At 69.2% G+C, this 26,389-nt stretch carries 23 protein-coding genes and 3 pseudogenes; 18 read left to right on the plus strand and 8 right to left on the minus strand.

The genetic code is table 11. From position 1 onward, the window contains the following. The first annotated feature begins 320 nt into the window (after positions 1-320). The 4 genes from AAW14_RS33575 (at position 321) to AAW14_RS33590 (ending at position 3,277) form a co-directional block, all read left to right on the plus strand. Complete coding sequence (locus AAW14_RS33575; RefSeq protein ID WP_265568217.1) at positions 321-785, plus strand: hypothetical protein; 465 nt, start codon at positions 321-323, stop codon at positions 783-785. A gap of 67 nt (positions 786-852) precedes the next feature. Next, positions 853-2,178, plus strand: a complete 1,326-nt coding sequence (locus tag AAW14_RS33580) for a hypothetical protein (protein ID WP_265568218.1) — start codon at positions 853-855, stop codon at positions 2,176-2,178. Positions 2,179-2,207: 29 nt separating this feature from the next. Beyond that, a complete protein-coding gene (locus AAW14_RS33585) occupies positions 2,208-2,705 on the plus strand; it encodes a hypothetical protein (protein WP_265568219.1) in 498 nt (165 codons plus the stop codon). A 62-nt stretch (positions 2,706-2,767) separates the two neighbouring features. Continuing rightward, positions 2,768-3,277 carry a hypothetical protein gene (locus AAW14_RS33590; RefSeq protein WP_265568220.1) on the plus strand — a complete coding sequence of 170 codons (510 nt, stop codon included), beginning with the start codon at positions 2,768-2,770 and terminating at the stop codon, positions 3,275-3,277. Positions 3,278-3,479: 202 nt separating this feature from the next. Here the strand turns inward: AAW14_RS33590 and AAW14_RS33595 are convergent. Beyond that, a pseudogene (locus AAW14_RS33595) lies at positions 3,480-3,617 on the minus strand (IS5/IS1182 family transposase); the annotation flags it as partial. A gap of 450 nt (positions 3,618-4,067) precedes the next feature. On the opposite strand from AAW14_RS33595, the gene AAW14_RS33600 reads away from it, so the two are divergent. Then, on the plus strand, positions 4,068-5,612 hold the full coding sequence (locus tag AAW14_RS33600; RefSeq protein WP_265568221.1) for a hypothetical protein: 1,545 nt from the start codon (positions 4,068-4,070) through the stop codon (positions 5,610-5,612). A 600-nt stretch (positions 5,613-6,212) separates the two neighbouring features. Here AAW14_RS33600 and AAW14_RS33605 read toward each other — a convergent pair. Continuing rightward, positions 6,213-6,377: a hypothetical protein gene (locus tag AAW14_RS33605; protein ID WP_265568222.1), complete on the minus strand. Its 165-nt coding sequence runs from the start codon at positions 6,375-6,377 to the stop codon at positions 6,213-6,215. Here AAW14_RS33605 and AAW14_RS39920 point away from each other — a divergent pair. From AAW14_RS39920 to AAW14_RS33615, 3 genes and pseudogenes are all read left to right on the plus strand, one after another. Beyond that, positions 6,370-6,483: pseudogene (locus AAW14_RS39920) on the plus strand (IS110 family transposase); the annotation flags it as partial. The gene AAW14_RS33605 and the pseudogene AAW14_RS39920 sit on opposite strands and share 8 nt — an antisense overlap. Before the next feature lie 7 nt (positions 6,484-6,490). Then, positions 6,491-6,640, plus strand: a pseudogene (locus AAW14_RS39925) (IS110 family transposase); the annotation flags it as partial. Positions 6,641-7,064: 424 nt separating this feature from the next. Beyond that, on the plus strand, positions 7,065-8,162 hold the full coding sequence (locus AAW14_RS33615) for a hypothetical protein (RefSeq protein ID WP_265568259.1): 1,098 nt from the start codon (positions 7,065-7,067) through the stop codon (positions 8,160-8,162). Between the two features lie 700 nt (positions 8,163-8,862). On the opposite strand, the gene AAW14_RS33620 is transcribed toward AAW14_RS33615, so the two are convergent. Next, positions 8,863-10,542: an SWIM zinc finger family protein gene (locus AAW14_RS33620; protein ID WP_265568255.1), complete on the minus strand. Its 1,680-nt coding sequence runs from the start codon at positions 10,540-10,542 to the stop codon at positions 8,863-8,865. Between the two features lie 711 nt (positions 10,543-11,253). Between AAW14_RS33620 and AAW14_RS33625 the strand changes: the two genes are divergently transcribed. Next, positions 11,254-11,424: a hypothetical protein gene (locus AAW14_RS33625; RefSeq protein ID WP_265568223.1), complete on the plus strand. Its 171-nt coding sequence runs from the start codon at positions 11,254-11,256 to the stop codon at positions 11,422-11,424. A 102-nt stretch (positions 11,425-11,526) separates the two neighbouring features. Further along, positions 11,527-12,408 carry an RNA polymerase sigma factor SigJ gene (gene sigJ, locus AAW14_RS33630; protein ID WP_322741149.1) on the plus strand — a complete coding sequence of 294 codons (882 nt, stop codon included), beginning with the start codon at positions 11,527-11,529 and terminating at the stop codon, positions 12,406-12,408. Between the two features lie 150 nt (positions 12,409-12,558). On the opposite strand, the gene AAW14_RS33635 is transcribed toward sigJ, so the two are convergent. Further along, complete coding sequence (locus AAW14_RS33635; protein ID WP_265568224.1) at positions 12,559-12,822, minus strand: hypothetical protein; 264 nt, start codon at positions 12,820-12,822, stop codon at positions 12,559-12,561. 491 nt (positions 12,823-13,313) lie between these two features. Between AAW14_RS33635 and AAW14_RS33640 the strand changes: the two genes are divergently transcribed. The 3 genes from AAW14_RS33640 (at position 13,314) to AAW14_RS33650 (ending at position 15,452) form a co-directional block, all read left to right on the plus strand. After that, positions 13,314-14,015, plus strand: a complete 702-nt coding sequence (locus tag AAW14_RS33640; RefSeq protein ID WP_265568225.1) for an NAD(P)-dependent oxidoreductase — start codon at positions 13,314-13,316, stop codon at positions 14,013-14,015. Between the two features lie 33 nt (positions 14,016-14,048). Then, entirely contained in the window at positions 14,049-14,591 is a 543-nt protein-coding gene (locus AAW14_RS33645; protein ID WP_265568226.1) for a DoxX family protein, read from the plus strand. A gap of 186 nt (positions 14,592-14,777) precedes the next feature. Continuing rightward, on the plus strand, positions 14,778-15,452 hold the full coding sequence (locus AAW14_RS33650; RefSeq protein ID WP_265568227.1) for a hypothetical protein: 675 nt from the start codon (positions 14,778-14,780) through the stop codon (positions 15,450-15,452). 365 nt (positions 15,453-15,817) lie between these two features. Here the strand turns inward: AAW14_RS33650 and AAW14_RS33655 are convergent, their stop codons facing one another. Next, entirely contained in the window at positions 15,818-16,450 is a 633-nt protein-coding gene (locus tag AAW14_RS33655; RefSeq protein WP_265568228.1) for a response regulator transcription factor, read from the minus strand. 565 nt (positions 16,451-17,015) lie between these two features. Beyond that, the gene (locus tag AAW14_RS33660) at positions 17,016-17,330 is read right to left on the minus strand and encodes a putative quinol monooxygenase (RefSeq protein WP_265568229.1); all 315 of its coding nucleotides are present in this window, start codon (positions 17,328-17,330) and stop codon (positions 17,016-17,018) included. Positions 17,331-17,770: 440 nt separating this feature from the next. Here AAW14_RS33660 and AAW14_RS33665 point away from each other — a divergent pair, with 440 nt between their 5' ends. Next, the gene (locus tag AAW14_RS33665) at positions 17,771-19,531 is read left to right on the plus strand and encodes a beta-ketoacyl-[acyl-carrier-protein] synthase family protein (RefSeq protein WP_265568230.1); all 1,761 of its coding nucleotides are present in this window, start codon (positions 17,771-17,773) and stop codon (positions 19,529-19,531) included. 149 nt (positions 19,532-19,680) lie between these two features. Here the strand turns inward: AAW14_RS33665 and AAW14_RS33670 are convergent, their stop codons facing one another. Next, complete coding sequence (locus AAW14_RS33670) at positions 19,681-20,871, minus strand: Ku protein (protein WP_416223417.1); 1,191 nt, start codon at positions 20,869-20,871, stop codon at positions 19,681-19,683. A 51-nt stretch (positions 20,872-20,922) separates the two neighbouring features. On the opposite strand from AAW14_RS33670, the gene ligD reads away from it, so the two are divergent. After that, on the plus strand, positions 20,923-21,804 hold the full coding sequence (gene ligD / locus AAW14_RS33675) for a non-homologous end-joining DNA ligase (protein ID WP_265568231.1): 882 nt from the start codon (positions 20,923-20,925) through the stop codon (positions 21,802-21,804). Between the two features lie 76 nt (positions 21,805-21,880). On the opposite strand, the gene AAW14_RS33680 is transcribed toward ligD, so the two are convergent. Next, positions 21,881-22,684 (minus strand): nuclease-related domain-containing protein, encoded by an 804-nt coding sequence (locus tag AAW14_RS33680; protein ID WP_265568232.1) that lies wholly within the window; start codon positions 22,682-22,684, stop codon positions 21,881-21,883. A 96-nt stretch (positions 22,685-22,780) separates the two neighbouring features. Between AAW14_RS33680 and AAW14_RS33685 the strand changes: the two genes are divergently transcribed. The 3 genes from AAW14_RS33685 (at position 22,781) to AAW14_RS33695 (ending at position 26,299) form a co-directional block, all read left to right on the plus strand. Beyond that, positions 22,781-23,287, plus strand: a complete 507-nt coding sequence (locus AAW14_RS33685) for a protein-tyrosine phosphatase family protein (protein ID WP_265568233.1) — start codon at positions 22,781-22,783, stop codon at positions 23,285-23,287. Between the two features lie 172 nt (positions 23,288-23,459). After that, a complete protein-coding gene (locus AAW14_RS33690) occupies positions 23,460-24,827 on the plus strand; it encodes an FtsW/RodA/SpoVE family cell cycle protein (RefSeq protein ID WP_265568234.1) in 1,368 nt (455 codons plus the stop codon). After that, positions 24,824-26,299, plus strand: a complete 1,476-nt coding sequence (locus AAW14_RS33695; RefSeq protein WP_265568235.1) for a penicillin-binding transpeptidase domain-containing protein — start codon at positions 24,824-24,826, stop codon at positions 26,297-26,299. The genes AAW14_RS33690 and AAW14_RS33695 overlap by 4 nt, the downstream gene beginning before the upstream one ends. Positions 26,300-26,389 lie beyond the last annotated feature (90 nt).

Here is a 26,389-nt window from a genome sequence, read left to right on the forward strand (position 1 = left end):
GAAATCTCTTCAACCGGATGCTCGGACAGCTCTACCGCTGTCTGCAAGACCACGAGTTGTTCGACGAACAGACGGCGTTTCCCGTCCCGATGGCCGCTGCCGCTTGACTCGTTAGCACCATGAGGTGTCTGGCCTTTCTGGGCCTCGCCGCCGCACTGTGCTGCTACAAGCGACTGATCCGCCTCACCACATAGGACACCGTCTAAGTTGGTTAATGCGATGGGCTTGTCACAGATCGGTACCCGTCACCCTTGAGGCAATGAGCGGATCCTATCCTGGCAGGTGCACGCTAAGAACATTTGGACGGGGGCAAAGACTTCGTGGCTGGCACAGCAGGAGAGCGGCACATAACCGGAAACGCGGCTGCCCAGCAGGTCGGCATGCGGCTGAACCAACTGGCCGATCCGGGAGGTGGGGGCGGTTCCTTCGGTGGTCAGTCGGGGCTGACGTCGTCGCCTGCCGAGAAGCAGGCCGCGGCGAATGCGATTGAGCGTGACATCGAGCCGGGCACTCGCGCGGCGGGGGCCTGGACGGACCACGAAACGGGCGCCGTGGTCAAGGCGTTCGGGGCGAAGGACGGGCACGGTTGGCTGACGTCCGGAGCCGTACAGAAGGCGCACAAGACGTGGGGCGAGCAGGTCCAGGACCTCATGAACCTGTTGTCGGCAGACAAGGGGGCACTGCGAGCCGCCAACACCACATTGCAAGGCACGGATGTCGATGTCGCCGCAGGAGTGCGCAGGCCGTCGGTGCTCGACCAGTACTCACAGCCGCCGCAGAACTGACCTCTTCCTGACTCGACTCGTACGCCATCGCACTCAACGGGGACCCATGCCGACGTACCACGAGATCATGACAACCGACCTGTCCACGCTCACCACGGCCGCCGACCGCTGGGACGGGATGGCGAAGGAGTTCCACAAGCAGGAGACGGCGTACGGGAAGAACGTGCATGGCATCACCCTCGGTCCGTCGTGGACGGGGTTCAGCGGGGATGCCGCCCAGAAGCGCCTCGGCATCACGCTCAAGGAGTTCCAGAAGGCCCAGGTCGAGGCCAAGGCGATCGCCTCGCTCCTCCGCGATGCGCACACCCAGTTCGTGGACCTGCGCAAAAAGCTGGAGTCAGCCCGGGATGACGCGATCGCCGCAGGGATGAAGGTGTCGGACCAGGGCCTGGTCTCGTACGACACCGGGAAGCTCAGCCCAGGGGACCGCCAGGCACTGGCACACGACCCCGACTACCAGGACAGTGTCCGTAAGTCCGTAGCCTCCTGGCAAGCCAGCATCGACCAGCACGTGAAGGACGTGGGCGACGCCGACAAGGACGTCGAGTTCGCTCTCCAGACCGTGGTAGTAGATACAGACGTCACCGACGGCACCCTCAACGGCTTCAACGGCAAGGCGCAGGGTGACCTCAGCACATACAAGGCCGAGGAGCCGCCCGAGGACAAGGCCCACACGAAGACCGACGGGTGGCAGTGGCACGGCAAGGGCACGGTGACGGGGCCCAGCGCCGGCGCCTCCGCCAGTGGTCCGAAGTACGGAAAGGAAGGCTCGGCCAAGGTGTTCGCCGACCTCGAGCACCTGACCGGGAAAGGAACACTGTCCAACGGCGACCTGGAGCTCTCCACGGTTGGCGACCTTGAGGTGGGGGCCAGGGCGTCGGCGTCCGGCGCCATGACAGACAAGGGCATCTCCGGATCCGTCGAGACCTCTGCGGGAGCGCGGGCCCTGGTGGAAGGGCGAGCCGAGTACGGGTATCTCGGCGGCGCCTACGTGCGGGGGACCGGCTTCGACGGTGCCGAAGCCCAGGCCGGTGCCGGGGCAGGTCTCGACGGCCTCAATGCCAAAGCGAAGGCGTTCGCCGGGGCGAAGGCCGGTGTCGCCGGGGGAGGCGAGGTCGCGGGTATAGGCGCCGGTGCCACGGCAGAGGGGTGGGCCGGTGCGGGCGCGGAGGCCGGGGTGACCTTTGGCAAGGGAGACGACGGTAAGTTCCATATCGGTGCGAAGGTGGGCGTCGCGCTCGGCCTCGGCGGCGCCGTGGGCGCGGAGTTCACCGTCGACCCGCACAAGGTGAGCGCCGCGGCCAGCGATGCGGCCGATGCCGTAGGAGGCGCGGTCGACGCCGTCGGCGATGCCGCGAGCTCACTCAAGGACGACTTCACCAGTTTGCTCTGATGGACCACTTTGTGGAAGGAACGACCCTCATGGCCTCGACCCTGCCGGTACCGATCGAATTCCGCCTGCCGGACGGTTGGCGCCCGGCCCCTCCGGACGAGGTCGGCGCCCCCGAGGCTGCCTTTGTCGCGCTTCATCCGGAGCCTGACGCCGGTTTCACCGCGAACATCACCATCGACGGCGAGTTCCCTCCTGACACGGTGGGGTTGCCCGAACTCGCGGATGAGTCGGTGCAGCGCTTGCACGAAGTCGCCGAGTCAGTGGTGGTGGTGAACCGACACGAGGTCGGCTCCGAGGCCGCGCCCGCGCTGACACAGAGGCTGACGTTCTCGGCCGTCGTCGGCGGTGTGCGCCGTGATCTCGTTCAGTCCCAGGTGTACTTGGCCATGCTGGACGCCGACGACCCGCGCAAGCGAGCGGTGATCCGGACGTACCTGACCACCACCGCGGCACAGCACGACACCGTTCTGCCGGATTTCCAGGAATTCGTTCGGACGGTCGGCCCGGACACCGGGACGGTGTCCTAGCGTGTCCCACCGCAGCCGGAGATCTCACGTCGAGCGACTAGACGTTCATAGGTGGTAGTTTGATGGGCTTTTTCGACATATTCACCGGTACCAAGCGCCCGAAAGGCGGCGTCGCGCCGCGATCCATCAAAGAGGTCCGGGCGGCGTTGCTCGAAGTCAGCGGGCCGGACACGCCTTTTGTTGTGCGCGATGGTGCCGCTGAGGGGGCCGATCTGGTTGCGGAATGGCGTATCCGGGATCCGGCCTGGCACACCTTCTTCGCCCGGACCCAGGTGAGCCGGACCCTTCAGATCAGAATGCGCCTGGTCCCGCAGAGCCTCGAAGTCCGCGCTCTCGACCGCGAGTGGGAAGTCACCTGGATCGGAAGTACACCCAGGTTGGCGCTGCCGGCAGAGCAGTCCCGCGGGCAGGTGAAGACGGTCTCCCGGCGCTGGACGCTCGAGCGGGGGGCCGACGGCCGCCTGCAGAAGACGGAGGAGTTCCTCTTCGATTCCGCGGAGCTGAAGGCGCCTCTGCAGGAGGCGGTCCTCGGCGCGGGGTGGACATGGCGCGGGGTCCTGTTCAAATTGTGATCAACCTCGCATGCAGCTCGATCTGTCAGCCCCCGGCCTGATCGGACCGAAGCCCGGCCGCGGCCATCGCCGGGGCGAAGTCTTGTGCCGCTCGCCAGTGAGTAGCCCGCCGGGAGGGGATCGCTCCGGGCCGGGCACGTAGCAGGACCTGCTCGCGCTGAACCAGCGGTGGGTCCAGTCGGGCGAGTGAAGTTGTGAGGCCGGCGGCGATCCGATCGATCGGCAGCAGCGTGCCGTCCAGGATCACGAATGCCCTGGTGGAGGCGGTCTTCATCGCTTCGGTGAGGGTCGGTGCGAGGGCGGCCAGGACCTCGATGGCTGCGGCGACGTACCGGTGGGCAGGTCCCGCCGGCTTCCTCATAGGCGCTGGCGCGGCTACCGAGGGCCGCGGTTTCGCCGCCCGGACGGGCACCATGGTCACTCCGTCGGCCGGGCCGAACGGCCTGCCCGTATTCGGCGTTGCAGACGGCGTCGACCTCCGCGGACTCGTTCTTGAACGATCAGCCGATGGTCGCTCCGTCAAGGCTTGGTAATGGCTGGTGCGGCCGTTGAACCTTCCGAAGACCCGGAACGTACCGCGGATAGATCCGTCGTGCCGGGTGATCGGGGTGTCCCTCCGTACCGCCCGGAAGGGTCGGCACCGCCATGACCATCGTGTGCCCCGCGCGACCGTGGGTTCCTCCCAACGGAGGGAAGGACAGTGAGGAGCAGCTCAGTGCCCCGCAAGAACTTGACCCAGACGTCGCGCAGTTCGCGGCGAGAGCACGCCCGACGCTGGAAAAGGTCGAAGTTGTCGCTCGCTCTGATCGGTGGGCCGGTGCTTCTGGCGGTCGTCGCGGGTTCGGTGTTCGCTGCAGAAAGCCGTGATCAGAGCCACCCGCAAGGGAGCCGGCGAGCCTCCGCGCAGCCCACGCCGGCCGGCAAGCCCGATCCGAACTGCACGCTGCTGGTCCCCGATCAGCCCCTCACCGCCGGCGGCCTGGCCACGCCGTACCGACTCGTCGCAACCGATCCGGCACAGGGACCGTGCCACGAGGCCAACCCCAATCAGTCGGCGTTCGTGGAAGCAGCGATCCTCACCCGGGACGGCAAACTGACCATCTACACCCCGTTGGTGATCGACAAAGGAACGAGACCGGCCGCGCGGACCGCCCGGCCCTCAGTGCCGAACGGCTCGACCGTCGGCATCTGGTTCGGTTTCAACAGTGCCAATCTCACCTTGCGGACGAGCGGTCGCTCCGACAGCCTCGCCCAAGGAAAATGCGTCAATGGCCTGCAGAAATCCGTCTTCGGCCAGTTCGGGTACTGCAATGCGCCGGCTTTCTTCCGGGCCGCCAACGCCCAGATCGCCAAGAGGCACCTCAAGGTTCCGACGCTCGGAACCGCCAAGGACGGCTTGCCCTGCCCGACCACGCGGGACTTCTCCGTCGTGGACCAGGACGGAAGCGACAACGTGGTGACCCACTACCTCGCTGACGCACACGGCCGCATCGCACAGAACAACGCCGCGAGCAGGGCGGCCCTCAAGAAAGCCGGGCAACTTGCCAACCGTGGCGACCGCCGCCACCGTCACAACGGCAAGACCAGGTCGACGACCACCAGCACCCCCACGGACCTGGCCAACGGCAGCGACAACCTGCTGCTGACCCAGTTCATGGACCCGGCTCTTGGCTGCAAGCCGTTCACCGCGCCCGACCAGTCCAGCGACGGCCACGCCGCTTCCGCCCTTGCACTGGACGAACTGTCCGCCGCGGCCAACCAGAAGGCACCGATCGCGCTGGTCCCGCAGAACGACCCGATGACACTCGTCGACGGCCACAGCAGCGTCGCGAAGACCAACGCGTACCGCGCGGGAGTCAACATGCCCGCGGTCGGTGCCCGCGCCGGAGGTGACGGAGCGGCCTTCTGTACCACCCTCTTCCGCGACCCGGCCGGCGTCCAACGCATCTTCAAGGACAAGGCGCTCTTCGAGCAGGCGCCCTCGCCGGATCCGGCCGCGGCACCGAACCTCTTCGCCTTCCTCGCCGCACGGGCCAACCAGACGTTCACCAACCTGGGCTGCAACCAGCTCCTCGGCGCTGCCGACCCCGTCACCCTCACGACGAACGCAGACGGCCTGGTGACCGACGCCGTACTGACACCGCTCGGCCAGACGCCCCCCTCGGCCACCCCCACGACCAGTACATCCCCGTCCGCGTCGCCCAGCACCCCGTCGGCCGGCACGAGCCACGGTCCGACCGCCCCGGTCACCAAGGCCGCCTCGCCCACCAGCGCCTCCGCCTCCTCACCGCCACAAGCGCAGCAGTCCCGAGGAACTCACCGCTACGGCACCTGACGATCACGCTCGCCCACCTCCGCCCGAATGAGCAACTGACCGCCGTCGACTCGCAGTTCCGCCTTCGTCCACGCTCCGAGCGCCCCGCCGGGGGCACTCGCCTGGGAACAGCAGAGCGGTTCAGCCAGAAGCCACGGACCGCTTTGGTCTCGTGGATAACCGAGCGTGCCTGCAGCGGGATCGTCAGCGCTGCCGGGTCAGTCTGCCGATGGGTAGAGAGGGCGCCGGAGACCACGACCGGTTGTTGCAGACGGCCGCGGGCTCCACCGTCGGCCGACTCGTCAGCCCGCCAACCTTTTCGGCTACGAGCGCTCTCATGGATTGCGGCATGGGCATGAGATCTCTCCTTCAGCCGCGCTCGGCATCGGCCAACGGGGCAGCGAAGTACCGGGCGTACCGCCCTCGCACGATCCCGTTCAGAACCGAGCCCTTCATCGTCACGCATGACCCGGACCTGGCCGTCCAGTTCCACAGTGATCGTCGACTCCGCTACGTGCATGGTCACGGTCTGCCCCGCATAGGTCCGGCCGAGGGAGACGACCTGCCGGCAGACCATGACCCTGCCCGTCGCGCTGACTCTCCGCTGAACACGGACCGGCTTCACGCGCGGTCGTGGAGCCGGGCCCGCAGACCGCAGACCGCAGACCGCAGACCGCGCAACCGCTGCACCTCGTCGCCGGTGAGCGGAGTGGGCCGCACCCGCAACAGCTCCCGCGAGGTCGTTGAGGGCAAGTGCGCAGGCGCCGAACTCGCGGGAGTGGCCATGCCTCAGTTATGGGCGGGAGTGGATGCAGGCAAGACCCGCCACCATCGCGTGGTGATCGATTCTGAGGGCAGACGGCTGCTGTCCCGCCGGGTCGCCAACGACGAACCGGAATGGCATCTTTCCCGCTCTGGAGAGAACACTGGACGTCGGCAACCTCGGCCCGTTGGTCCTGCTGAGCTGCTATCAGACACCGGCCGCCATCCGCCGGATCGGCCCGTCCCGGCTGGAGACCTGGCTGCACAACCGCAAGGTCCGCAAGGCCGCCCGGCTCACCCGAGTCGCCAACAGCTTACGGGCCCCGATCTCTCGCCCCATGGAAGCTTCCGCCCAAAGCCGTTGCGCCGTCCGCGTGAGTACGTTCCTGCCGTCAGCCCCACCAACGAGGAGGGCTGGGCAACCCTTCACGAGACGAGACCCCGGTGGGGCACCGCTATGGCCGTCCCAGGTACTCATCCACTCGGGTGCCGTCCGTAGGCCGTATCGGTCACCAGGCACGGCCGTTCGACGGGCGCTGCAGCCACCGTCCGGTACATCGGTCGTCAGGGTGGACACCCCTTCCCCGTCGATGCCCTCGGGCCGCTCCCTGGGTGAAAGCGAGAGTAAGGCAGGTTCGTCAAAACTGCCTTGCATGAATACGGAGGAAACGCATGTTCGTGCGAGTAGCCGGGAGGGGGTGCCGGCGTTGCGTGACGGTGATGACCGTGATGATGACGGCGGGGACCCTCGGCCTGGTGGAGGCGAGCCCGGTTGCGGCTGCCAACCATCACACCGTGGTGAACTGCAACCACAATCCCAACGCTCTGACATCCGCCCTCATCAGCCCTCAACCGGGAGAGACGCTGGTCATCAAAGGCGTCTGCTTCGGCAACTTCGTCATCAATACGAACCTGACGTTGATCGGACTCAAAGACGCCGTCCTCGACGGCCATGACACAGGCACCACCGTGACGATCAACGGAGCTTTCCGAGTCGAGCTGAAAAACCTGACCATCACTCACGGCAGCTCCAGCAGTAATGGCGGGGGAATTCTCAACAATGGCGGCACGGTAACGCTGAGCGGCTCCACAGTGCGCAACAACGCCGTCACCGGATCCTCCAACGGAGGGGGCGGCATCGAAAACAACCACGGCACCCTGAAGCTGAATCAATCAACGGTGCGCAACAACATGGCTACTGGCACCTTCGGTTTCGGAGGCGGCATCGACGACAATCACGGCACCACGACACTGAACCACTCCACGGTAAGCAACAACACCGCCACATTCGTTGCCGGCGGCATCGAAACCAACCAGACAAAGCTGACCCTGGACCAGTCCACAGTGAGTAACAACAGCGCTGCCTTTATTGGCGGCATGGACCTCTCAGGGGTGACGTCCACGCTGACAATGAGTGACTCCACGGTGAAACATAACTCCGCAGCGGGGAACACCTTCAGCGACGTTGGCGGCATCGAAATTGAATCCGGTACAACAGCGACACTGTACCGCTCCCGAGTTCTCGACAACACTGCAGCGACCGATAGCGGCGGTATCTTCAACGCCGGCGCGACCACGCTGAATCAGTCCACGGTGAGCGGGAACATCGCGGGCACTGTTGGCGGCGGCATCGGCAACCGCGGCAACTTGACGTTGCGTCATTCTGAGGTGGAGCGCAACACCGCCTTCAGCGACGGGGGTGGCATCTTCAAATTCAGTGGCACCGTAACCCTGCAGGACTCGAAGGTGCGCCACAACCACCCGAACAACTGCGCCCCGCCCAACAGCGTCCCCGGCTGTAGGGGGTAGTTGTTCGTCAACCCTCCTCCTGTAGACACCTCTGGTGAGGCAACGCCGGCCTCCACGTCCGACTGTGGGGATGACGGTGGCACCGTCCGACGGGTCTGACCCTCCATCTGACCGGCGCATGCCGTCCTGTTGATGACTTGTCGGCCGCTGCGGGCGGTGCCGACCTGCGCGCGACCGGCCGGGCGTGTGTGACCTCATAGGAGCCCGGCCAAAGGCCCATCACGGTCTTGTCCTCCCGCCCGACCGGCGGCGCGTGCCATCCCCCATACGTCGCGCGGAAGGACAGCGTCATCAGCATGGCAGAGGAGACAGCCGTGGTCGGCGGTGTCGACACTCATACCGCGACGATGAGGGAGGGCGCACGACTGGCGAGGTTCGTCCCCGCCGAACTACTTCGGCCATGCACTTCAGTCACCGGGCATGCGGGCGCGCATAGGCGGAGTCTTCGCCTGTCCGCGCCCGCAGGAGCCTGTCGAGCACGGCCACCGAGGAGCGCCGGTGCACCGCTCGGCGGGCGTCGAGCGATGCACCCCGCTGGTGGAGTGAAGGGGACCCACGTCGGTGCCGCGGGCGCCCACCAGTGCAGTCCGCCACAAGCGGCTGGGGCTCCGGCCGCGTGAGGAGCATGAAGAGCACCTTCCGGCCGCAGGGGTGCGAGGTTGGCGTGGGCGCTGGTTGGGCCCTCGAGACGCCCCCCGGCTCATAGACCGTGTTCGTCCATCAGGCGCATCAGGTTCCGCTTGCGTTTCTGGGCAGTGCGCAGGGCCGTGACGTACATGGCGAACTCGTCCGGCGTGTCCAGGCGGCGGTGGCAGTCTCGGATGCTCAGCAGCAGGCTGACGAGCTGCTCGTAGACCGGGTTGCCGGTCTGCTTGGTCAGTGGCTCGGCCAGGCGCAGGTAGGCGCCGAGCGCGTCGGCGGGACGGGTGACCCGTGCCTGGTCGGCGAGGGTGAGCCACTGTCGGTCGTGAGCTCCGGTTTGGGTGGCGGCCTGCCAGGCGGTGTCGATGTCCTTGTCGTCGAGCAGGGCGTCGACCAGGACCGGGCCGCCGTACCGGCCCACTTGCCGCCGCCTCGCGTCGGCGCGCAGCAGGTCCAGCGCCCCCTCGCGCTCGACCGGCCGGCAGTCGGCGGCCTGCGCGGCGGCCCGCAGCTGCTGGTACGTAAGCAGTGAGTGGCGGGCACCGAAGTGGTCGCGGCGAACGGTGAGGGCATCCGACAGCCGGTCCGCCCGCGTGTAGCGGTCGCAGAGATAGTCGACGAGGGCGGTGTCGACGGCGGCGGGGTCCCGGGTTTCCCGGATGCCGCGTTCTGCCCAGCGTAGGGCCTCATCGGAGCGCCGGGCGGTGTCCAGCTCGCGGGCGATGACCAGGTGCGTGTGACCGTTCGGTGAGAGGTCGGCCGCGTGCACGGCGATCACCGTGTCGACATCGCCTCCTGCCTTGGCCAGACGCTCCATCAGGTACTTCTCCGCCCAGCCGCGACGGTTGCCCCGCCACGCCTCGACCGCCGACTTCCGCAGGACGGCCATTCCCTCTTCGCCGAGGACTTCCTCGTAATCGAGCGGATCGATGTCGGTCGGGCCTCCGTCGAAGTCGCCCAGCGCATGGCCGACCAGCCAGCGCGCGAGCGCCTCGGGGCCGGGGCGTGCCGCACGGCACGCGTCGAGGTGGGCATCGGCGAGGTCTGCACCGATCTGCCCGAGCCGGCCGTCCGAATCGTCGACGCTCTGCACCGCCTCGGCCAGCAGCCGCATCGTCTCCCGCGCCAGGGTGATCGCGTCGGCGGCCCGGCCCGAGCCGGTCAGCGCGCCGATCGCGGACACCGCCTGCCCGGCTTGGTCGGCGTAGGCGCGGGCATCGGCGTACTCGACGTACCCGTACTGCGCGAAGGGGCCGATGTCGAGTAGCTCGCGGATGCGGGACCGGACCGCGGCAAGGTCCCCACGGGCGCTCGTGGCCCGCAGTTCCAGGCGCCTCCGTAACTGCCGGTCGTCGTCGATCTGTTCACGCAGCAGAGCGAGCAACTCGTCCTTGGACAGGGCGGACAGCCACCCGTCGAGGTCCCGCGCGCGCTCCCGGGCCGCCTTCCGCTGCCGCGGCAGGCTCTCCCGCTGGGCGAGCACCGCCAGGCCGAGGGCGACCAGGTGCTTGCAGAAATTGCCCTCCAGGCCGTATGGGCAGTCGCACTCGCCGACCAGGCCACCGGGCCCGTCCAGGGTCAGCTCCACCTCATACCGTTCCGTGCCGTGGACGCTCGCGGTGACCCAGCCGTCACCGACCTCGACCCCCGACACCGCGTCGAGGTACCCGAGGCCACGTTCGAAGGAACGAGCACCGGCCAGCGTCTTGAGGTTCGCCTCGGTGAGGCCGCGCGTGATTTTTTTCCGCCCTGCCGTGGCTGCGCAGTTGATGCTCCGCCAGCCTAGGGGGAGCCGTGGTTGCAAGCGGCGGCTTCGGTGGCTTTGACCTTCAACTCGACCGGTGACGGGGGCGGTCGGCCGGTCACTCTTCCCTCCCCGGGTCTCGTGGCCTTCGCAGTCCTCGGCTGCCACCCCGAGGACGGACGGCGACTCACCCGAGGCTCCGGCTCTCGCAGCAAACCGGAGCGGCTGCTGGACTGTGACCACGAGTGGGCACGGCTGAAGTGCTTATACACACCGATCCAACCACCGAGCTGCCGCTGGCCGGCGTCCGAGGAGCAGGAAGTCGTTCCTGCCCGAGTCACTCACAACGTCGTGCGGCAGTGCCGGTCGCTGATCGAAGCGCAGGGGCCGGAGGTCGCCCAGGCACGGCGCGGGCTCACCAGCTGCACGGCCGCCCCGGCAATGACGTCTCGATCCCGCCGGTATGGGCCGGCCCTTCACCCCCTCGACGAGATCGGGGGTGCAGTGCTGCGGATCGGCCTCGGTTGTGGCCGGCCGCCACGGGCGCGGCTGACAGGCCCGCAGCCCCAGTTCCCGTATGAGCCGGCGGAGCAGTACAGCTGAGGCAGACGCACTCCGTCGTGTCACGTTTCCCTGCCTCGATCCGACCTAGTGCCTGAGCCTGCCTGTACGCGAGGGGAGTCGAAATGACGAGGAGGACAGTCGATGCCTGACATCTCGGAAGGCAACGTCGAGAACCGGGCCGCCGCCGGGAGGCGCCGCGCCCGCGTGGTCGACGAGCGTGCGCGGACCACGATCCTGCCGCCGCTACCGGCTCGGGTGCTCCACCGGCGGATGCGGGAGCCGAGGTATGCCAACTCGCCGCATCTGTCGTGACAGCGTCGGCCGGTACGGCTGAGGCCGGGATGGGGGAGGCCGGGATGAGGGAGGCCGGGATGGGGGAGAGCGGATCGGGGAGAGCGGATCGGGGAGAGCGGGATGAAGATGGACGACAAGGTCTGGTTCGCCGAGCAGTTCGAGTTGCACCGGCCGCGGTTGCGGGCGGTGGCGTACCGGATGCTCGGCACGCTCACCGACGCCGACGACGCCCTCCAGGAGGCATGGATCCGGACGACCCGCTCCGATGCCGGCGCCATCGAGAGCATTGACGGCTGGCTGGTCACGTTGGTCGGCCGGGTCTGCATCGACATGCTGCGTACCAGGAGGTCGCGACGCGAGCAGTTCACCGGCAGCTGGCTTCCCGAGCCGGTCGTCAGCACCGACGAGACGGTTGACCCGGAGCAGGCGAGTCTGCTGGCCGACTCGGTCGGGCTGGCCCTGCTCGTCGTCCTGGAAAGCCTTGAGCCCGCCGAACGGCTCGCGTTCGTGCTCCACGACATGTTCGGCGTCCCGTTCGACGAGATCGCCCCGATCGTGGACCGTACTCCGGTGGCGGCGCGCCAACTCGCCAGCCGCGCGAGGCGGCGGCTGCGCGGGACCGCGACCGTGCCCGACGCCGACCTGCGCACCCAGCGCCGGGTCGTGGACGCGTTCCTCGCCGCGTCCCGGGCCGGCGACTTCGAGGCACTCCTCGCCCTGCTCGACCCCGACGTGGTCTTCCGCGTCGACACCGGATCACGCACCTGGCTCGCGCCGGCGCTGCTGACCGGCGCCGCCGACGTCGCCGCCCACGCCGCGACGCACGGTCCTCGGTTCGCCACGCTGTGCCAGCCGGCCCTGGTCAACGGCGCCGCCGGAATCATCGCCAGGACCCGATCGGGCGTGGTCGCGGTAGTCGGCATGACCGTCATCTCCGATCGCATCGCCGAGATCGATCTGGTCCTGGACGCAGCCAAGCTCTCCAGCCTGACGATCCGCTGATGAGAACCACCGGCAGCGTCCCTGAGCGGTGGTGCGGGCGGGCGACCCGCCGTGACGAAGCTCTGGTACAAGCTTGAGGAACTGGACGACGGCGTCGTCCCGATCGGCGAACCGAATGTCGCTGCGCTGCTCGGGGCGAGATTCTTGAGGCTACGCGGAGCGGACCGCGACGTCGTCGTCGACGCGGGCCTGGGCGTGGCCGGACTGCGACAGCACGTTCCGCAACCGTTCGAGAGAGAACCGCGCGTCGTACTCACCTACGCCCACCTGGAAGACATCGGCGGGGCCTGCGAGTTCGCCGACGGCGCGGCCCACCCGACCGCCGCCGCCGTCCTCGATGCGGGAGCCCGGGCAAGCCTCTACGGACCCGAACTCCACGAGCGGCTCGGGCCTCGATCCTGCGAGCGGGCCCATCCCCGGGCTGCCGCTCAACACCCTGCCCGAGCCCGGGTTCGACCCGCGGACCTACCGGATCGAACCGATGGCGACGACCCGCCAACTGCAGGACGGGGACACCACCGATCTGGGCAACCGCACGCTGACGGTCTGTCATCTGCATCGCCCTCCTCGAGGAGCGCACCAGGGCGCCGCACACCGGCGACGTGATCTACGACGGCCGGCCCATCGACGACCTTCCTGACTCGGACCTGCGCGCCTACCGGCGAAGCTGGAGCGGCTCGCCCGGCTGGACGTGTCCGTCGTCCACCCGGCCGCGGGTGCAGCTTCGGCCCCGAGCGCCTACGGCGACTGACGGGCGCCCATCTGCAGGCGCGGCCGCGGCGGCCCCTGTGCCTCAGCCGGATCGAGCCGGGCGGCCGTAGCCGCCGCGCCCTGCACGGTCACATCGACGGCGGCTGATCCGACTTCACCTCGGAACCATCGCCCAACGGGACAGAGGTACCCGAATGAAGCTCATCCTCTTCGGTGCGAACGGCAAAGCCGGCCGCCGACTCACCCGCCAAGCCCTGGAAGCCGGGCACCGGGTGACCGCGGTCACCCGTCACCCCGACGTCTTCCCGCTCGCCCACGAACATCTCGACGTGGTCAAGGCCGACGTCTACGTCGAGGACGACGTCGTGAAGGCCGTCCACGGTGCCGACGCAGTGCTCTCGATGCTCGGCGTGCCCTTCAGCCGGGACCCGATCAGCATCTACAGCGCAGGCGTCGCGAACATCGTCGCCGCGATGCGCCGACACGGTGTCACCCGAATCGTCACAGTCAGCTCCAGCGCCCTCGACCCACGTCCACACGCGGACGGCGGCATCGTGCTCAACCGGGTGCTGCAGCCGCTGATCACCCGGACGATCGGCAAGACGACCTACGCCGACATGACCGCGATGGAGACGCTCCTCGCGGACAGCGACCTCGACTGGACGGTCCTGCGACCCTCCGGACTCTTCGACGCGAAGACGGTGAGCGACTACCGCCTCCAGGAGGACCACGCGGACGGCATCTTCACCAGCCGAGCCGACCTCGCCGCCTGCCTCCTGGCGCAGGCCGGGGACCGGCGGTGGAGCGGCAGGCGAGTAGCCGTGACCACCACCGCGGGCGCCCCGACCCTGTGGCAGCTCATACGGCGCGAGGCCCTCGGCAAGAGCCCGGAATGAGTCGTCGACCCCCACGACCGGGAGGAGACCACCATGTTCGACCTCACTTTGGGGACTGCGCAGGGCTTCCTCGCGCTGTTCTTCCTCGCCGCAGGCCTGCCCAAGGTGATCGGTCGGGGCATCGAACGCTGGGTCGGCTTCGACGACCTGCCGCGGGGCCTCACGATCGTCATAGGAGCCGCCGAGGTCGCTGCCGCCGTCGGCCTGGTCGGGCCTCGGCTGCTCGGCCACGGCCAGTGGACCACCCCGCTCGCGAGCATCGGCATCGCAGTGGTTTCGCTGATGGCCAGCGGTTTCCACATACGCAATGGCGAGTGGCTCGCCGCGCTCGAAACGGCGCTGTGGGCCTCGTTGGCAGCCTCGGTCGCCATCTCTCGCTGGGGACTGCTGAGCACGGGGCCGTCGGTCTCGAAGAACGTCCTCGTCCCCGTCCTGCTCGTGCTCCTGCCCGGCATCGTCGTCAACCTGGTCGTCCTGACGCGGACCACCGCCCCGTCGTCGAGCGGCTGTCCTGCGCCTTCACCGTGTCGGCGATGCGGATCACCCTCGAAACCGGCTGGTCGCGCACCGCGGTGACGACGGCGTTCTCGGTCGGCAGCCTGCTCGGCACGGTCACGGAGACCGGTCAACTCCCCGTCCAGCGACAGCAGGTCGGAGACATGCCGCTCACGGCATGCCCTCCCCTGACATACGCGGAGACGGTGCGGTCTGGAACCTGGACGTTGCGCCAACGGTCAAGCCCTGGCCAGGGCGGACGCCGCCATGAGAGACCGGGACCCAGTCTCACTGGGTCCCGCTCTCTGTCGTTGTCGCGGACTGACGGGGAGGGAGCTGCGACAGCCGTCACTTTCAGGCCCGTCTGCACTGTCCAGCGGCGGCAGCCACAGATTCCTTCTCCCTGTCTCACTCGACAGGCGCGATCTCCTGCTCCGGCTGCTGGGCCTCCGGCTGCTGCACCTCCGGCTGCTGCACCTCCGGCTGCTGCACCTCCGGCTGCTGCACCTCCGGCTGCTGCGGCTGCTGCACTTCAGGCTGCTGCGGCTGCTGCACTTCAGGCTGCTGCGGTTGCACCAACTGCTGCGGCTGTTGGGGTTGCTGCGGCTGCACCAGCTGCTGCGGCTGTTGGGGTTGCTGCGGCTGCTGCGGCTGTTGCGGCTGTTGGGGTTGCTGCGGCTGCTGCGGCTGCTGGGGTTGCTGCGGCTGCTGCGGCTGCTGGGGTTGCTGCGGCTGCTGCGGCTGCTGGGGTTGCTGCGGCTGCTGGGGTTGCTGCGGCTGCTGGGGTTGCTGCGGTTGCTGCGGCTGCTGGGGTTGCTGCGGCTGCTGCGGCTGCTGGGGTTGCTGCGGCTGCTGCGGCTGCTGCGGCTGCTGCGGCTGCTGCGGCTGCTGCGGCTGCTGCGGCTGCTGCGGCTGCTGCGGCTGCTGCGGCAATTGTGGTAGCTGCGCGGGCACCAAAATTGGGACGAATACAATCTCGCCGTTCTTGATCTGCTTCTTGTACGAGTACGTGTAGCAGACCTTCTTATGGTGCTGCCCTTTGCAAAAATACGAAGGGTAGCTGGTTGGCTGAGCGGCGGCGACTGGGGACGCCGAGATTCCCAGGGCAGCCACACAGGAGGCGGTTGCCACTGCGACACCTATTCTCTGGAGAGCCCTTTTTTGCATATCCCTCACCTCAACGGTCCGTGTGGCTCGCTTTTCGCTTAGCCTGGAGGCGTACGTGGGCCTTCGCGCAAACATCTCCAGACTCAGTCCACCCACTTGGATGCAACAAGAGGCAGAACAGCCCGTGCATGTGGGGAAAACTACCCCTCGTCCACAGCGAAACCGCCTGCACCTTGCTCCAGTGCCAGGCGAGTGAGGTCAGCGCGGCGACGGACTCCCGTCTTGCTCCGCAACCGGTCCAGATGCGAATGAACCGTGTGCACGCTGATGTTTAGCTTTGAAGCAATTTCACGGTCGGTGGCGCCACTTGCGACAAGGTCCAGGATCTGTCTTTCTCGGCTTGTGATACGGCGGAGACGTTCGTGCGCAGTCTGATCGCTGAAGTTTGCCGAAAAATAGCTTCGATCGGACGCTACTGTGCGGACCGCCGTCAGTAGCTCTATTTCGCCGACTTTCTGGCTCAGGTAGCCGCGGGCGCCGGCCTCGATCGCCAGGACGAGGTCTGTCCGCGCATTGGACGGCGAAAGGATTATGACTTTGTATCCCTGTTGGCGGAATCGCGCGATGAGGTCGCACACGTCCCTGATGGGATCCTGCAGGTTGAGGAGTACCACGTCCGCGCTGCCGACCTCGTAGCGCTGCGCGCCGGCGCTCCTGGCGGGGGTCACTGACTGTAGGTCTGGCGCATCGTCGATCAGCTGCAGAAGGGCTTGCCGAAGAAGCGGGCAGTCGGAGATGACCGCTACATGTACGTGCGTCGGTCGTCGACTCATCAAGGTTCCTGGTAGATAGGGGCTCTGGCCAGGAGGCGGGCGTCGAACCGGGTGACCCACCACGCGGTCTTCAGAATCGCCGCATCGTCACGTACCCGCATGCGGGCTTAGCCCATCAGGGGCAGCCCCGCGTCGGGCGCCGCCCGAGCCTGCCTGGCCCGGGTGCCGTCGGAGCCCCTGTGCAGGGTATGCGGTAGAGATCACCTCCGCTCATACGCCGGCGAGGGAGATGCGCACCTCGGAGCGGACGACGGCCTCGACCTCCAGCCGACCCGGGCGAAGCGCCGGCGACGGGCGAGGCGTCCCGGCAGCCGCGCAGCCTACGCGCGTGATCACTCGCCGGAGTTGAGCCAGGTCGACAGCGCCGAGTGCCGGAGGTCGCATCTGCGTGCTGTGAGCGGCGAGGGCACCGCGGACGGCGGGAGCCCGGGGCTCGCGCTTCGTGCCATCCGCGGCAGTACATGGACGAGTCGGCCACTCGCCCACACTCGTGCGGGACAGCCGCCCGCTCTCCGCGGTGCCGAACCCGTTTGAGGCCCACGTGCCGCTGGTCGCCCTCCGGTGCTCAGTGCTCAGTTTCCACGCCCTTGCCGGATACGAGGTCGAGGCGGTCAACCTCCGTGGCAGAGACGTATTTGTCGCGCTCGGAGAGAAAGGCACGCACGTAGGCCTTCGACTCGTGTTCTTCGAAAGCGCTCTTGTCCCGGTAGAGCTCGTAGAACGCGCGCTCCAACGGGCGTCCGTCAACACGGTGCACGGCGTAGATCACCGTCCCGGGTTCGTTCGCGCGGATCTGCTCACCCGTCCGCTCCACCAGGTCGTCGAACGCAGCCGCCGCCGCTTCGTCCTTGCAGGTGAAGCGTACGAACAATCCGAACATGCCAGGGCCCCTCTCCGTCTGTATCCCGGTCAACCTGTATCGCGGTCAACGCCAGACCATCATGAGGCCTGAGCAGGGGGCCACCGAGCGGGCGAGGCACGGGCGGCTCATGGGCGAGCCGCGCGCCCCCTCCCCCGCCGCGCTCGTTCGTGAACGGCCGCTCGTCCTCGACGGGAAGCCTTCGTACAGAAATTCGACAAGATCGGGGAATTTCCAACATCCCCTTGGCCGAAATCCCTGATCTCTTTTCCCTCGATCGGTGAGTTTCCGCACAGGAGTTGACTGGTTCAAGGGTGAACAAGCCATGATGAAAGATGAGTTGGGATTCACCCTGGTCCTGTCTGTGAAATACGGCACCTTGCCGGAGCGGCACAACTGCAATTTCCGTGGTTGTGCCCCCGCGATGGACTCGACCAGCCACAGAAAGCAGCAGACGAACAATGCGCCACTCCTCCGACAGCTCCCTCCGGCCCCACACCGTCACCGCCGCCGAAGTCATCCCCGGAGATCTGCTCGACCCGTCGGAGCAGGACGCCGCCGAGCACTCCTGGTATGTCGTCATGCACACCGTGCCTCAGGACCCCGAGACGATCCGGATGACGCTGCGCCCCCCGCTGGGCGGCACCGACCACGACGAGGTCCTCGCCCGCTCCCGGCGCGTGACGGTCGCCGGCCACCGGGTGGACGTCGCCGCCGTCCCGCTGCTCACGTCGGCCGACCTCGACGGGACCGCCTTCCGCGACGGGGAACGGGTCACGTCCCTGCGCGCCGTCGACCCCCGGGCGGTCGAGGAGACGTACGTGCGCCGTTGGGGCGTCTGGCACCGCGATCTCGAGAACACCTCCGAACCGCCGTTGAGCGACACGGAGTTGCGCGAGCGGGCCGAGAACGCCGTGCTCCGGGGGCATCTCGTACGGCACCACGCGCGCCCGCGTCGCTCGGCCCGCGGTGCGGCGCCGCGGCGGGTCGTGGTCACCGGCGTGGGGGCGGTCACCCCGCTGGGCATGGGGGTGACCGAGCTGTGGCAGGGGCTCATCGAGGGGCGCTGCGGCATACGGGAGTTGACCGGTGAGGAGTTCGCGGGACTGCCCGTCCGGGTGGCCGGCACGGTGCCCGTCGACCCCGCCGGGCTGCTGCCCCGGCCGCAGGCGCGGCGGATGAACAGGGCCGCCCAGTTCGGGGTGCTCGCGGCGCGGGAAGCCTGGCAGGACGCGGGGTTCGACACGGCGGGAACGGTGGAGAGCGGTCTGGAACCCGAGCGCGTGGGCGTCTCGGTGGGCGCGATCCTCGGCGACGCGTCGGTCCTGGTCGGCGGCGACCGCGCGCTGCGCGACAGGGGCCCGCGCGCCGTCTCCCCCCTCACGACCCCCATGACGGTGCCGTCCCAAGCGGCCTCCCAGATCTCGCTAGCCCTGCGGATCACGGGCGAGGCACGCACCGTGACCAGCGCGTGCGCGTCGGGGACGGAGGCGATCGGCCAGGCCATCGACCGCATCCGGTACGGCCACGTCGACGTGGCCCTGGCCGGCGGTGCGGAGGCGGTGGTCACCCCCGCGATCATGGCCTCGTTCGCCTCGATGCGCGCGCTGTCCAACCACGGGGTGGGAGAGGTCTCGCCGTCCCGTCCCTTCGCCAAGGACCGCGACGGCTTCGTGAACGGCGAGGGCGCCGGGTTCCTGCTGCTGGAGGCGGAGGAGCACGCGCGGGCACGCAGCGCGCGTGTCTACTGCGAGGCGGCGGGCTGGGGGTTGTCCGCCGACGCCCACCACATGGCGGCTCCGGACCCCTCGGGCAACGGGGTCGCGCTCGCCCTGCGGCGGGCGCTGAAGGACGCGGACGCCCACGCCGTGGATGTCGTCCACGTCAACGCCCACGCCACGGCCACCCCCGACGGCGACCTCGCGGAGGCAGCCGCGCTGCGGGCGGTGCTGGGCGGCGCGGTACCGGTCACGGCCAACAAGGGCAACCTGGGCCATCTGCAGGGAGCGGCGGGCGGTGTGGAGGCGGTCGCCACGGTCCTGACGCTGTACCGCGGGGTCATCCCGCCGACGATCGGCGGCACGGACCAGGACCCTCGGATCCGCCTGGACGTCGTCCGGGGAACCCCTCGCCCCCTGCCCTCCACGGGCGACCTGGCCCTGAGCAACTCCTTCGGCTTCGGCGGCCACAACGCCGTTCTGGCACTGCGGAGGGTGCGCTAGTCAGCGCGGTGGGCCCAGGGCGGCCTTCCGCCTTCCGCTTCCGGATCGCCCGCACACATCCCGGCAGCACGAAGGGCGCCCGGAGCCTGTATGCCGCCGTCAACGCCGTCCGTCACGCCGTCCATCACGCCGTCCGTCAACGCCGTCCGTCACGCCGTCCGCTTGCGCGCCGCCGTCTTCTTGGCGGCGGTCTTCTTGGCCGCCGTCGTCTTCTTCGCAGTGGTCTTCTTCGCAGTGGTCTTCGCCGCCGCCGACTTCTCCGTGGACGCCGACTTCTCCGTGGACGCCGACTTCGCGGTCGTCTTCTCCGCCGTACTCTTCCCTGACGCCGTCTTCCTGGCGGTCTCCGTCGGCCTCGCCGAGGTCGACTTGGCAGCCGTCCTTTTCGCCGCGGACCTCGACTGCGCCGTCGTCTTCTCCGCCGTCGTCTTCTTCGCCGTACTCTTCCCTGCCGCCGTCTTCTTCGCCGTCGCGGTCGACTTCTTGCCTCCGACCTCCTTCGGCGCCGCACGCGCCGACTTCCGCGCCGGCAGGCGTCTGACCTCCGCCGCCCGGCCCGTATCCGCGCCCCGCGACTCCTTCGCCGCGCGCACGCTCTTCTCCAGGGCCGCCATCAGATCCAGGACCTTGCCGCCCTCGGGCTCGGGGGCCGCGGGAAGCTCCCTGCCCTCCACCTTCGCGGCGATCAGCTCCTCCAACGCCTCGCGGTACTCGTCGTGCAGGTCGTCGAGGTCCACCTCCCCCAGCGTCTCCATCAACGTGTCCGCCAGATCCAGCTCCCTGTCACGCACGGTGACGCTCGCCTCCGGCGCCACTCCCTCCGCCCCGCGGATCTCGTCCGGCCACAGCAGCCCGTGCATGGCGATCACGTCGTCGAACTCGCGCAGCATCCCGAGCCGCTCGCGGCCCCGCAGCGCGAACTTCGCGATCGCCACCTTCCCGCTGCGCTTGAGCGCCTCACGCAGCAGTGCGTACGGCTTGGTGGCCGGGGCGCCGTTCGCGGCGAGATAGTACGCCGCGTCCATTTGGAGCGGATCGATGCGCTCCGCCGGTACGAAGGCCATGATCTCGATCGTCCGCGCGGTCGGGAGAGGCAGCTGTGCCAGGTCCTCGTCCGCGATCGGGACGACGGTGCCGTCCGCGTCCTCGTACCCCTTGCAGGTCTCGGACTGCGTGACCTCGCGGTCCTCCAGCTCGCAGAACTTGCGGTAGCGGATGCGGCCGCCGTCCTCCAGATGGATCTGGCGGAAGGAGATCGAGCGGTTCTCGGTGGCGTTCATCAGCTTGACGGGGATGCTGACCAGACCGAACGAGATGGTGCCGTTCCAGATGGATCGCACGAGCCGCACCTTTTCCCTAGCTATCACGCGATTTCATGGGATTCTCATCGTATGACGCCGATCACAGAGGTGGAGGGGCGACGGCTCGCGCTCAGCAACCTGGAGAAGGTTGTCCATCCCGCGACCGGCTTCACCAAAGGCGAACTGCTGCACTACTACGCGACCACGGCGGACGCGATGCTGCCGCACCTCCGCGACCGCCCGCTGTCGTTCCTGCGCTATCCGGACGGCCCGGACGGCCAGGTCTTCTTCGCCAAGAACGTGCCGCCGGGTACACCCGAGTGGGTCACCACGGCCGAGGTGCCCCGCGCGGAGGGTCCGGCCCGCATGGTGCTGATCCAGGACCTGCCGAGCCTGATGTGGGCGGCCAACCTCGTCACCGAGTTCCACACCCCGCAGTGGCGCATCGACGCGCCCGACGAGGCGGACCGGCTGGTCTTCGACCTGGACCCGGGGGCGCCCGCCACCGTCGTCCAGTGCTGCGAGGTCGCCCTGTGGCTGCGCGAGCGGCTCGCGGCGGACGGGATCGAGGCGTATGCGAAGACGTCCGGCTCGAAGGGGCTGCACCTGCTGGCAGCCGTGGAGTGCACGCCGTCACGGCGCACCACCGAGTACGCCAGACAGCTCGCCCTCGAGGCGGAGAAGGCGATGTCGCGTCTCGTCGTCCACCGTATGACCCGCAGTCTGCGGCCCGGGAAGGTCTTCGTGGACTGGAGCCAGAACGCGGCACGCAAGACGACGGCGACGCCCTACACGCTGCGCGCCCGGGCCGAGCCCACCGCGTCGGCGCCGGTGACCTGGGAGGAGGTGACGGACTGCGCCTCTCCCGGCAGTCTTGTCTTCCACGCCTCGGACATCGGCCCGCGCCTTCAGGCGTACGGCGACCTGCTGGCCCCGCTCCTCGACCCCGACCGTGCCACGCCGCTGCCCTGACCGCCCCACACACCCGCCACGCACGCCCGACCGTCCGGCACCGCCGCCCCGACCGCCCCCACACCCGACCGTGCCGTCAAACCCTCAGCCACGTGTGCCGGTCCCGTGCCATCGCGTGCAGGGCCTCCACGTCGGCCGGCTTCAGCATGCCGCCCAGGCGAGCCAGGCCGGGAACGTCCGTGTCCTGGAGGACGCGGATCTCCCCGGGCGGAACCGTGATCTCAAGACGGGCGGGCTCCAGCAGGACCAGGGCCGGATGGACCTCGGCCGTCAGGACGTAGGACGCCCGGCTCGCGTCGGCGCGCACTCGGCGCAGCAGGGGCCGCGGCTCCCGGCGGCCCACCGTCACCATCGGGTCGGCGACAAGTATCCGCTGCCTGCGGGCGTAGAGGGAGCGCACCGCGAAGAGGCCGCCGGGGCCGATCAGCAGGTGGTGGATGCGGTCACCGCCGGGCAGCGGCACCGAGTGCAGGGTGCGCCAGCCCGCGCCCTCCAGCCGGTCGAGCGCCTCGCCGACCGCCTGCTCGGCGGCGAGCGCACGGTGGCGCGGATCCGGGCGCAGCCGGCGGGCGGGCCCCGGGTCGCGGTCCAGAGCGATCACCAGTGCCTCGCCGGGCCGGTTCGGCGCGAGGTCGTCGTCCGGGTGCAGGGAGAGCCGCGCCAGCTCCGCGGGTGTGGGGACTGGCGGCGGCCCCACTGCCACCGGGCCCGTCAGAAACGGGGCGAGCGCGTCGAGCACCTCCTGCCTCAGATCCTCGCTGAGCAGGTTGACCCGGCCCGCCTCACGGTCGTACCAGGCGACGTTCCTCCCGTCGGTGCCGCACACGTACAGGCGTTCCTGCCCCTGGCGACGGGTCGGTATGACGCGCAGTCCACTCATGCACCATCACCCCTGGACCATGGGAACAGGCAGGGTGCTCCAGGAGCAAGAACCCGGTTACCTTGTGAGCAGTTGGGGAGTCGGTGGGAGGCGCCGTTGCGGACCCGCAGAAAGCAACCCGAGGTTCCCGCTCCGGACAGCCCGTGGAGCGAGATCGTGCCAGGACTGTGGATGGGCGGCCATGAGTTCAGGGGCCGCTCCGGGGAGACGGAACTCGCCGTCGTACGGGATGAGTTCGATCTGGTCCTGACTCTGTTGCGGCTGCCGGGACACGGGCCGGACGACGGGGTGGAGCACCATGTGTGGCCGATTCCGGACGGCCCGCTCGACGGGACGCAGCTCGCGGGCGTGATACGGCTCGCGCAGGCCGCCGACGACGCCCTGGAGGACGGCAGGCGGGTCCTCGTCCGCTGCTACCACGGGTACAACCGGTCGGGGCTGGTGATCGCCGACACGCTGATCCGGGCCGGTCACACCGCCGAGGAGGCGATCCGGATGATCCGCGCCCGTCGCGGGCCCTGGGCGCTGCACAACGAGCTGTTCGTGGACTACCTGCGGACGGGTCTGGGCACGGCCCGTCTCCTGGAGGACCTCGCCGAATGAGGCCCCTGGCCGGCCGCGCCGAGCGGAGGTGCCGGCCACGGCGAATCCGCTTCCTTTCCTTGCGGACAGGATCGCAAGGTGTACCCGGAGGGGTACCGCAAGGTGTACCGGAACGGACCGATTGTGACCATTTAACGGGACATCGGGGCCGCCCCCTTGCTACGTTCCGCACATGATCCAGCCCGGAATGCCAGCAACGACGAGAACGGGGGACGCCCCCGCTCCCGCCCTGCGTCTGCCCCGGCGCCGTGGCACCGAGCTCGCCCTCATTCTCCTCGCCGTCCTGATCTCCGTGTACGGCTACTGCGCCGTCGGCCTGGCGAAGTACGGCACCCTCCCGCCCGGCGCGACCCGTTACGGCGCCGGGCTCGGTGTGCTCGCGCTGCTCGCGCACTGCGCGGTGCGTCTGCGGGCCCCCTACGCCGATCCCCTGCTGCTGCCCATCGCCGTGCTGCTCAACGGCGTGGGCCTGGTGCTGATCTACCGTCTCGACCTGGAGACTCCGCGCGACCGGGCGGCCCCCGCCCAGCTGTACTGGTCGACGGTCGGCGTGGCCCTCTTCATCGCAGTAGTGGTCCTGCTGCGCCACCACCGGGTGCTCCAGCGCTACACGTACGTCTGCGTCGTCGCCGCCCTCGCCCTGCTCACCCTGCCGATCTTCTTCCCGGCGGTGAACGGCGCCCGCATCTGGCTCAGGGTCGCCGGGTTCTCCATCCAGCCGGGCGAGTTCGCGAAGGTGGTGCTCGCGGTTTTCTTTGCCGGGTACCTGGCCGCCAACCGCCATGCGCTGGCGTTCGCGGGCCGCCGGGTGTGGCGGCTGCAGGTGCCCACCGGCCGGGTTCTCGGCCCGGTCGTGGCGATCTGGCTGCTGAGCGTCGGAGTGCTGGTCCTGGAGCGCGACCTCGGGACCTCGCTGCTGTTCTTCGGCCTGTTCGTGGTGCTGCTGTACGTCGCCACCGGCCGCACCGGCTGGGTCGCCGTCGGCCTGCTGCTCGCGCTCCTCGGCGCGCTCGCCGTCAGCGGGATCGAACCGCATGTGCACGGCAGGGTCGAGGACTGGCTGCGCCCCTTCGCGTCGATCGAGGCGGGCCGCGGACCCAACCAGCTCGCCCAGTCCCTCTTCGCCTTCGCAGCCGGGGGCGCGCTGGGCACCGGGCTGGGCCTCGGCCACTCCATTCTCATCGGCTTCGCCGTCAAGTCGGACTTCATCCTGGCGACGGCGGGCGAGGAATTGGGCCTCGCGGGCCTGTCCGCGCTCTTCCTCGTCTACGCGCTGCTGGTGGAGCGCGGCTACCGGGCGGGCCTGGCGCTGCGCGACCCGTTCGGGCGGCTGCTCGCCATCGGTCTCGCGTCGATCGTCGCGCTCCAGGTGTTCGTGATCGCGGGCGGGGTGACGGGCCTGATCCCGCTCACGGGCATGGCGATGCCCTTCCTGGCCCAGGGCGGCTCGTCGGTCGTCACCAACTGGATCATCGTGGCGCTGCTGATCCGGATCAGCGACTCGGCCCGCAGCCAGTACGACGGGACGGCGGCGCCGTGAGTGGGTACATCCGCCGGGCGGCGGCCCTGTGCGCACTGCTCCTGATCGCGCTGCTGGCGAACGCGACCCGGGTGCAGATCTTCGAGTCCTCCCGTTACGGAGACAATCCCGCCAACCGGCGGCAGGCGATCGTCCGGTACGGCTCGCCGCGCGGCGACATCGTGGTCGACGGCCGCGCGGTGACCGGCTCGCGGGACACGGCCGGGATGTTCCGCTACGAGCGCACCTACACGGACGGCCCGCTGTACGCGCCGGTCACCGGCTTCGCCTCGCAGGTGTACGGGACGACGCAGCTGGAGAACACGCACGACGCGCTGCTCGCGGGCACCGACCCGCTGCTGTCGACGGTGCCCTTGTGGAACGACGTCGCCCGGGCCCGCAACCCCGGCGGAAACGTCGTCACCACCCTCAACGGGGCGGCGCAGCGGGCGGCCTACCGGCAACTGGCCGGGCGCACGGGCGCGGTGGCCGCGGTCGAACCCTCGACCGGACGGATCCTGGCCCTCGTGTCGGCGCCCTCCTACGACCCCGCGGAGCTGTCCGGGTCGAGGACCGCCGTCGCCCGGGCCTGGACGCGGCTGACCGGGGACGCGGCGCGGCCGATGCTCGACCGGGCGATCCAGCAGACGTATCCGCCCGGTTCGACGTTCAAGGTGGTGACGGCCGCGGCGGCACTGGACGCGGGGGTGGTCACGGACCTCGACGCGCACACGACGTCCCCGGACCCTTACCAACTGCCCGGCTCGAACACCCGGCTGACCAACGAGGCCGACGGCTGCGCGGACGCGTCCGTGCGGTACGCCTTCGCGTGGTCGTGCAACACGGTGTTCGCGAAGCTGGGGGTGGAGACCGGGCTGCGGACGATGCGGGAGGCCGCGGCGAACTTCGGCTTCGACGACCGCACTCTGCGGATTCCGTTCCCGGTGGCGCCGAGCACCTTCGACCGGAAGCTGGACCCGGCGCAGCTGGCGCTGTCCTCGATCGGCCAGTTCGACACCCGGGCGACCCCGCTGCAGATGGCGATGGTCGCCGCGGCGGTGGCGGGCGGGGGCGAGGTGAAGGCGCCGTACCTGGTGGAGAGGACGACGACGAGGCAGGGCGAGACGGTCTCGACGACCGCCCCCCGCACCCTGCATCGGGCGATGAGCGCGCAGACCGCCGAGCAGTTGCGGGAGATGATGCTGGACACGGTGGAGGAGGGCACGGGCCGGAACGCGGCGATCCCCGGTGCCATGGTGGGCGGCAAGACGGGCACGGCCCAGCACGGCGTCGGCAACTCCGGTAAGCCGTACGCCTGGTTCATCTCCTGGGCGCAGGCGAACGACGCGCCGGAGCCGGCGGTGGCGGTCGCCGTGGTGGTGGAGAATGCGGCGGGCCGGCGCGGGGAGATCAGCGGGGGCGGCGACGCGGCGCCGATCGCGAAGGCCGTGATGGAGGCCGTGCTGAACGCACACCCGCGGATGCGGCACTGAGCCGGGGACCGCCCACTGAGGCTTGGGACCGCCCACCGAGGCGGGTCCGGCCATGGAAGCGGTCCGCGTGCTGAGACGGGGGCTGGTGCA

Source organism: Streptomyces hygroscopicus, from assembly GCF_026168105.1.
Classification (GTDB): domain Bacteria; phylum Actinomycetota; class Actinomycetes; order Streptomycetales; family Streptomycetaceae; genus Streptomyces; species Streptomyces hygroscopicus_D.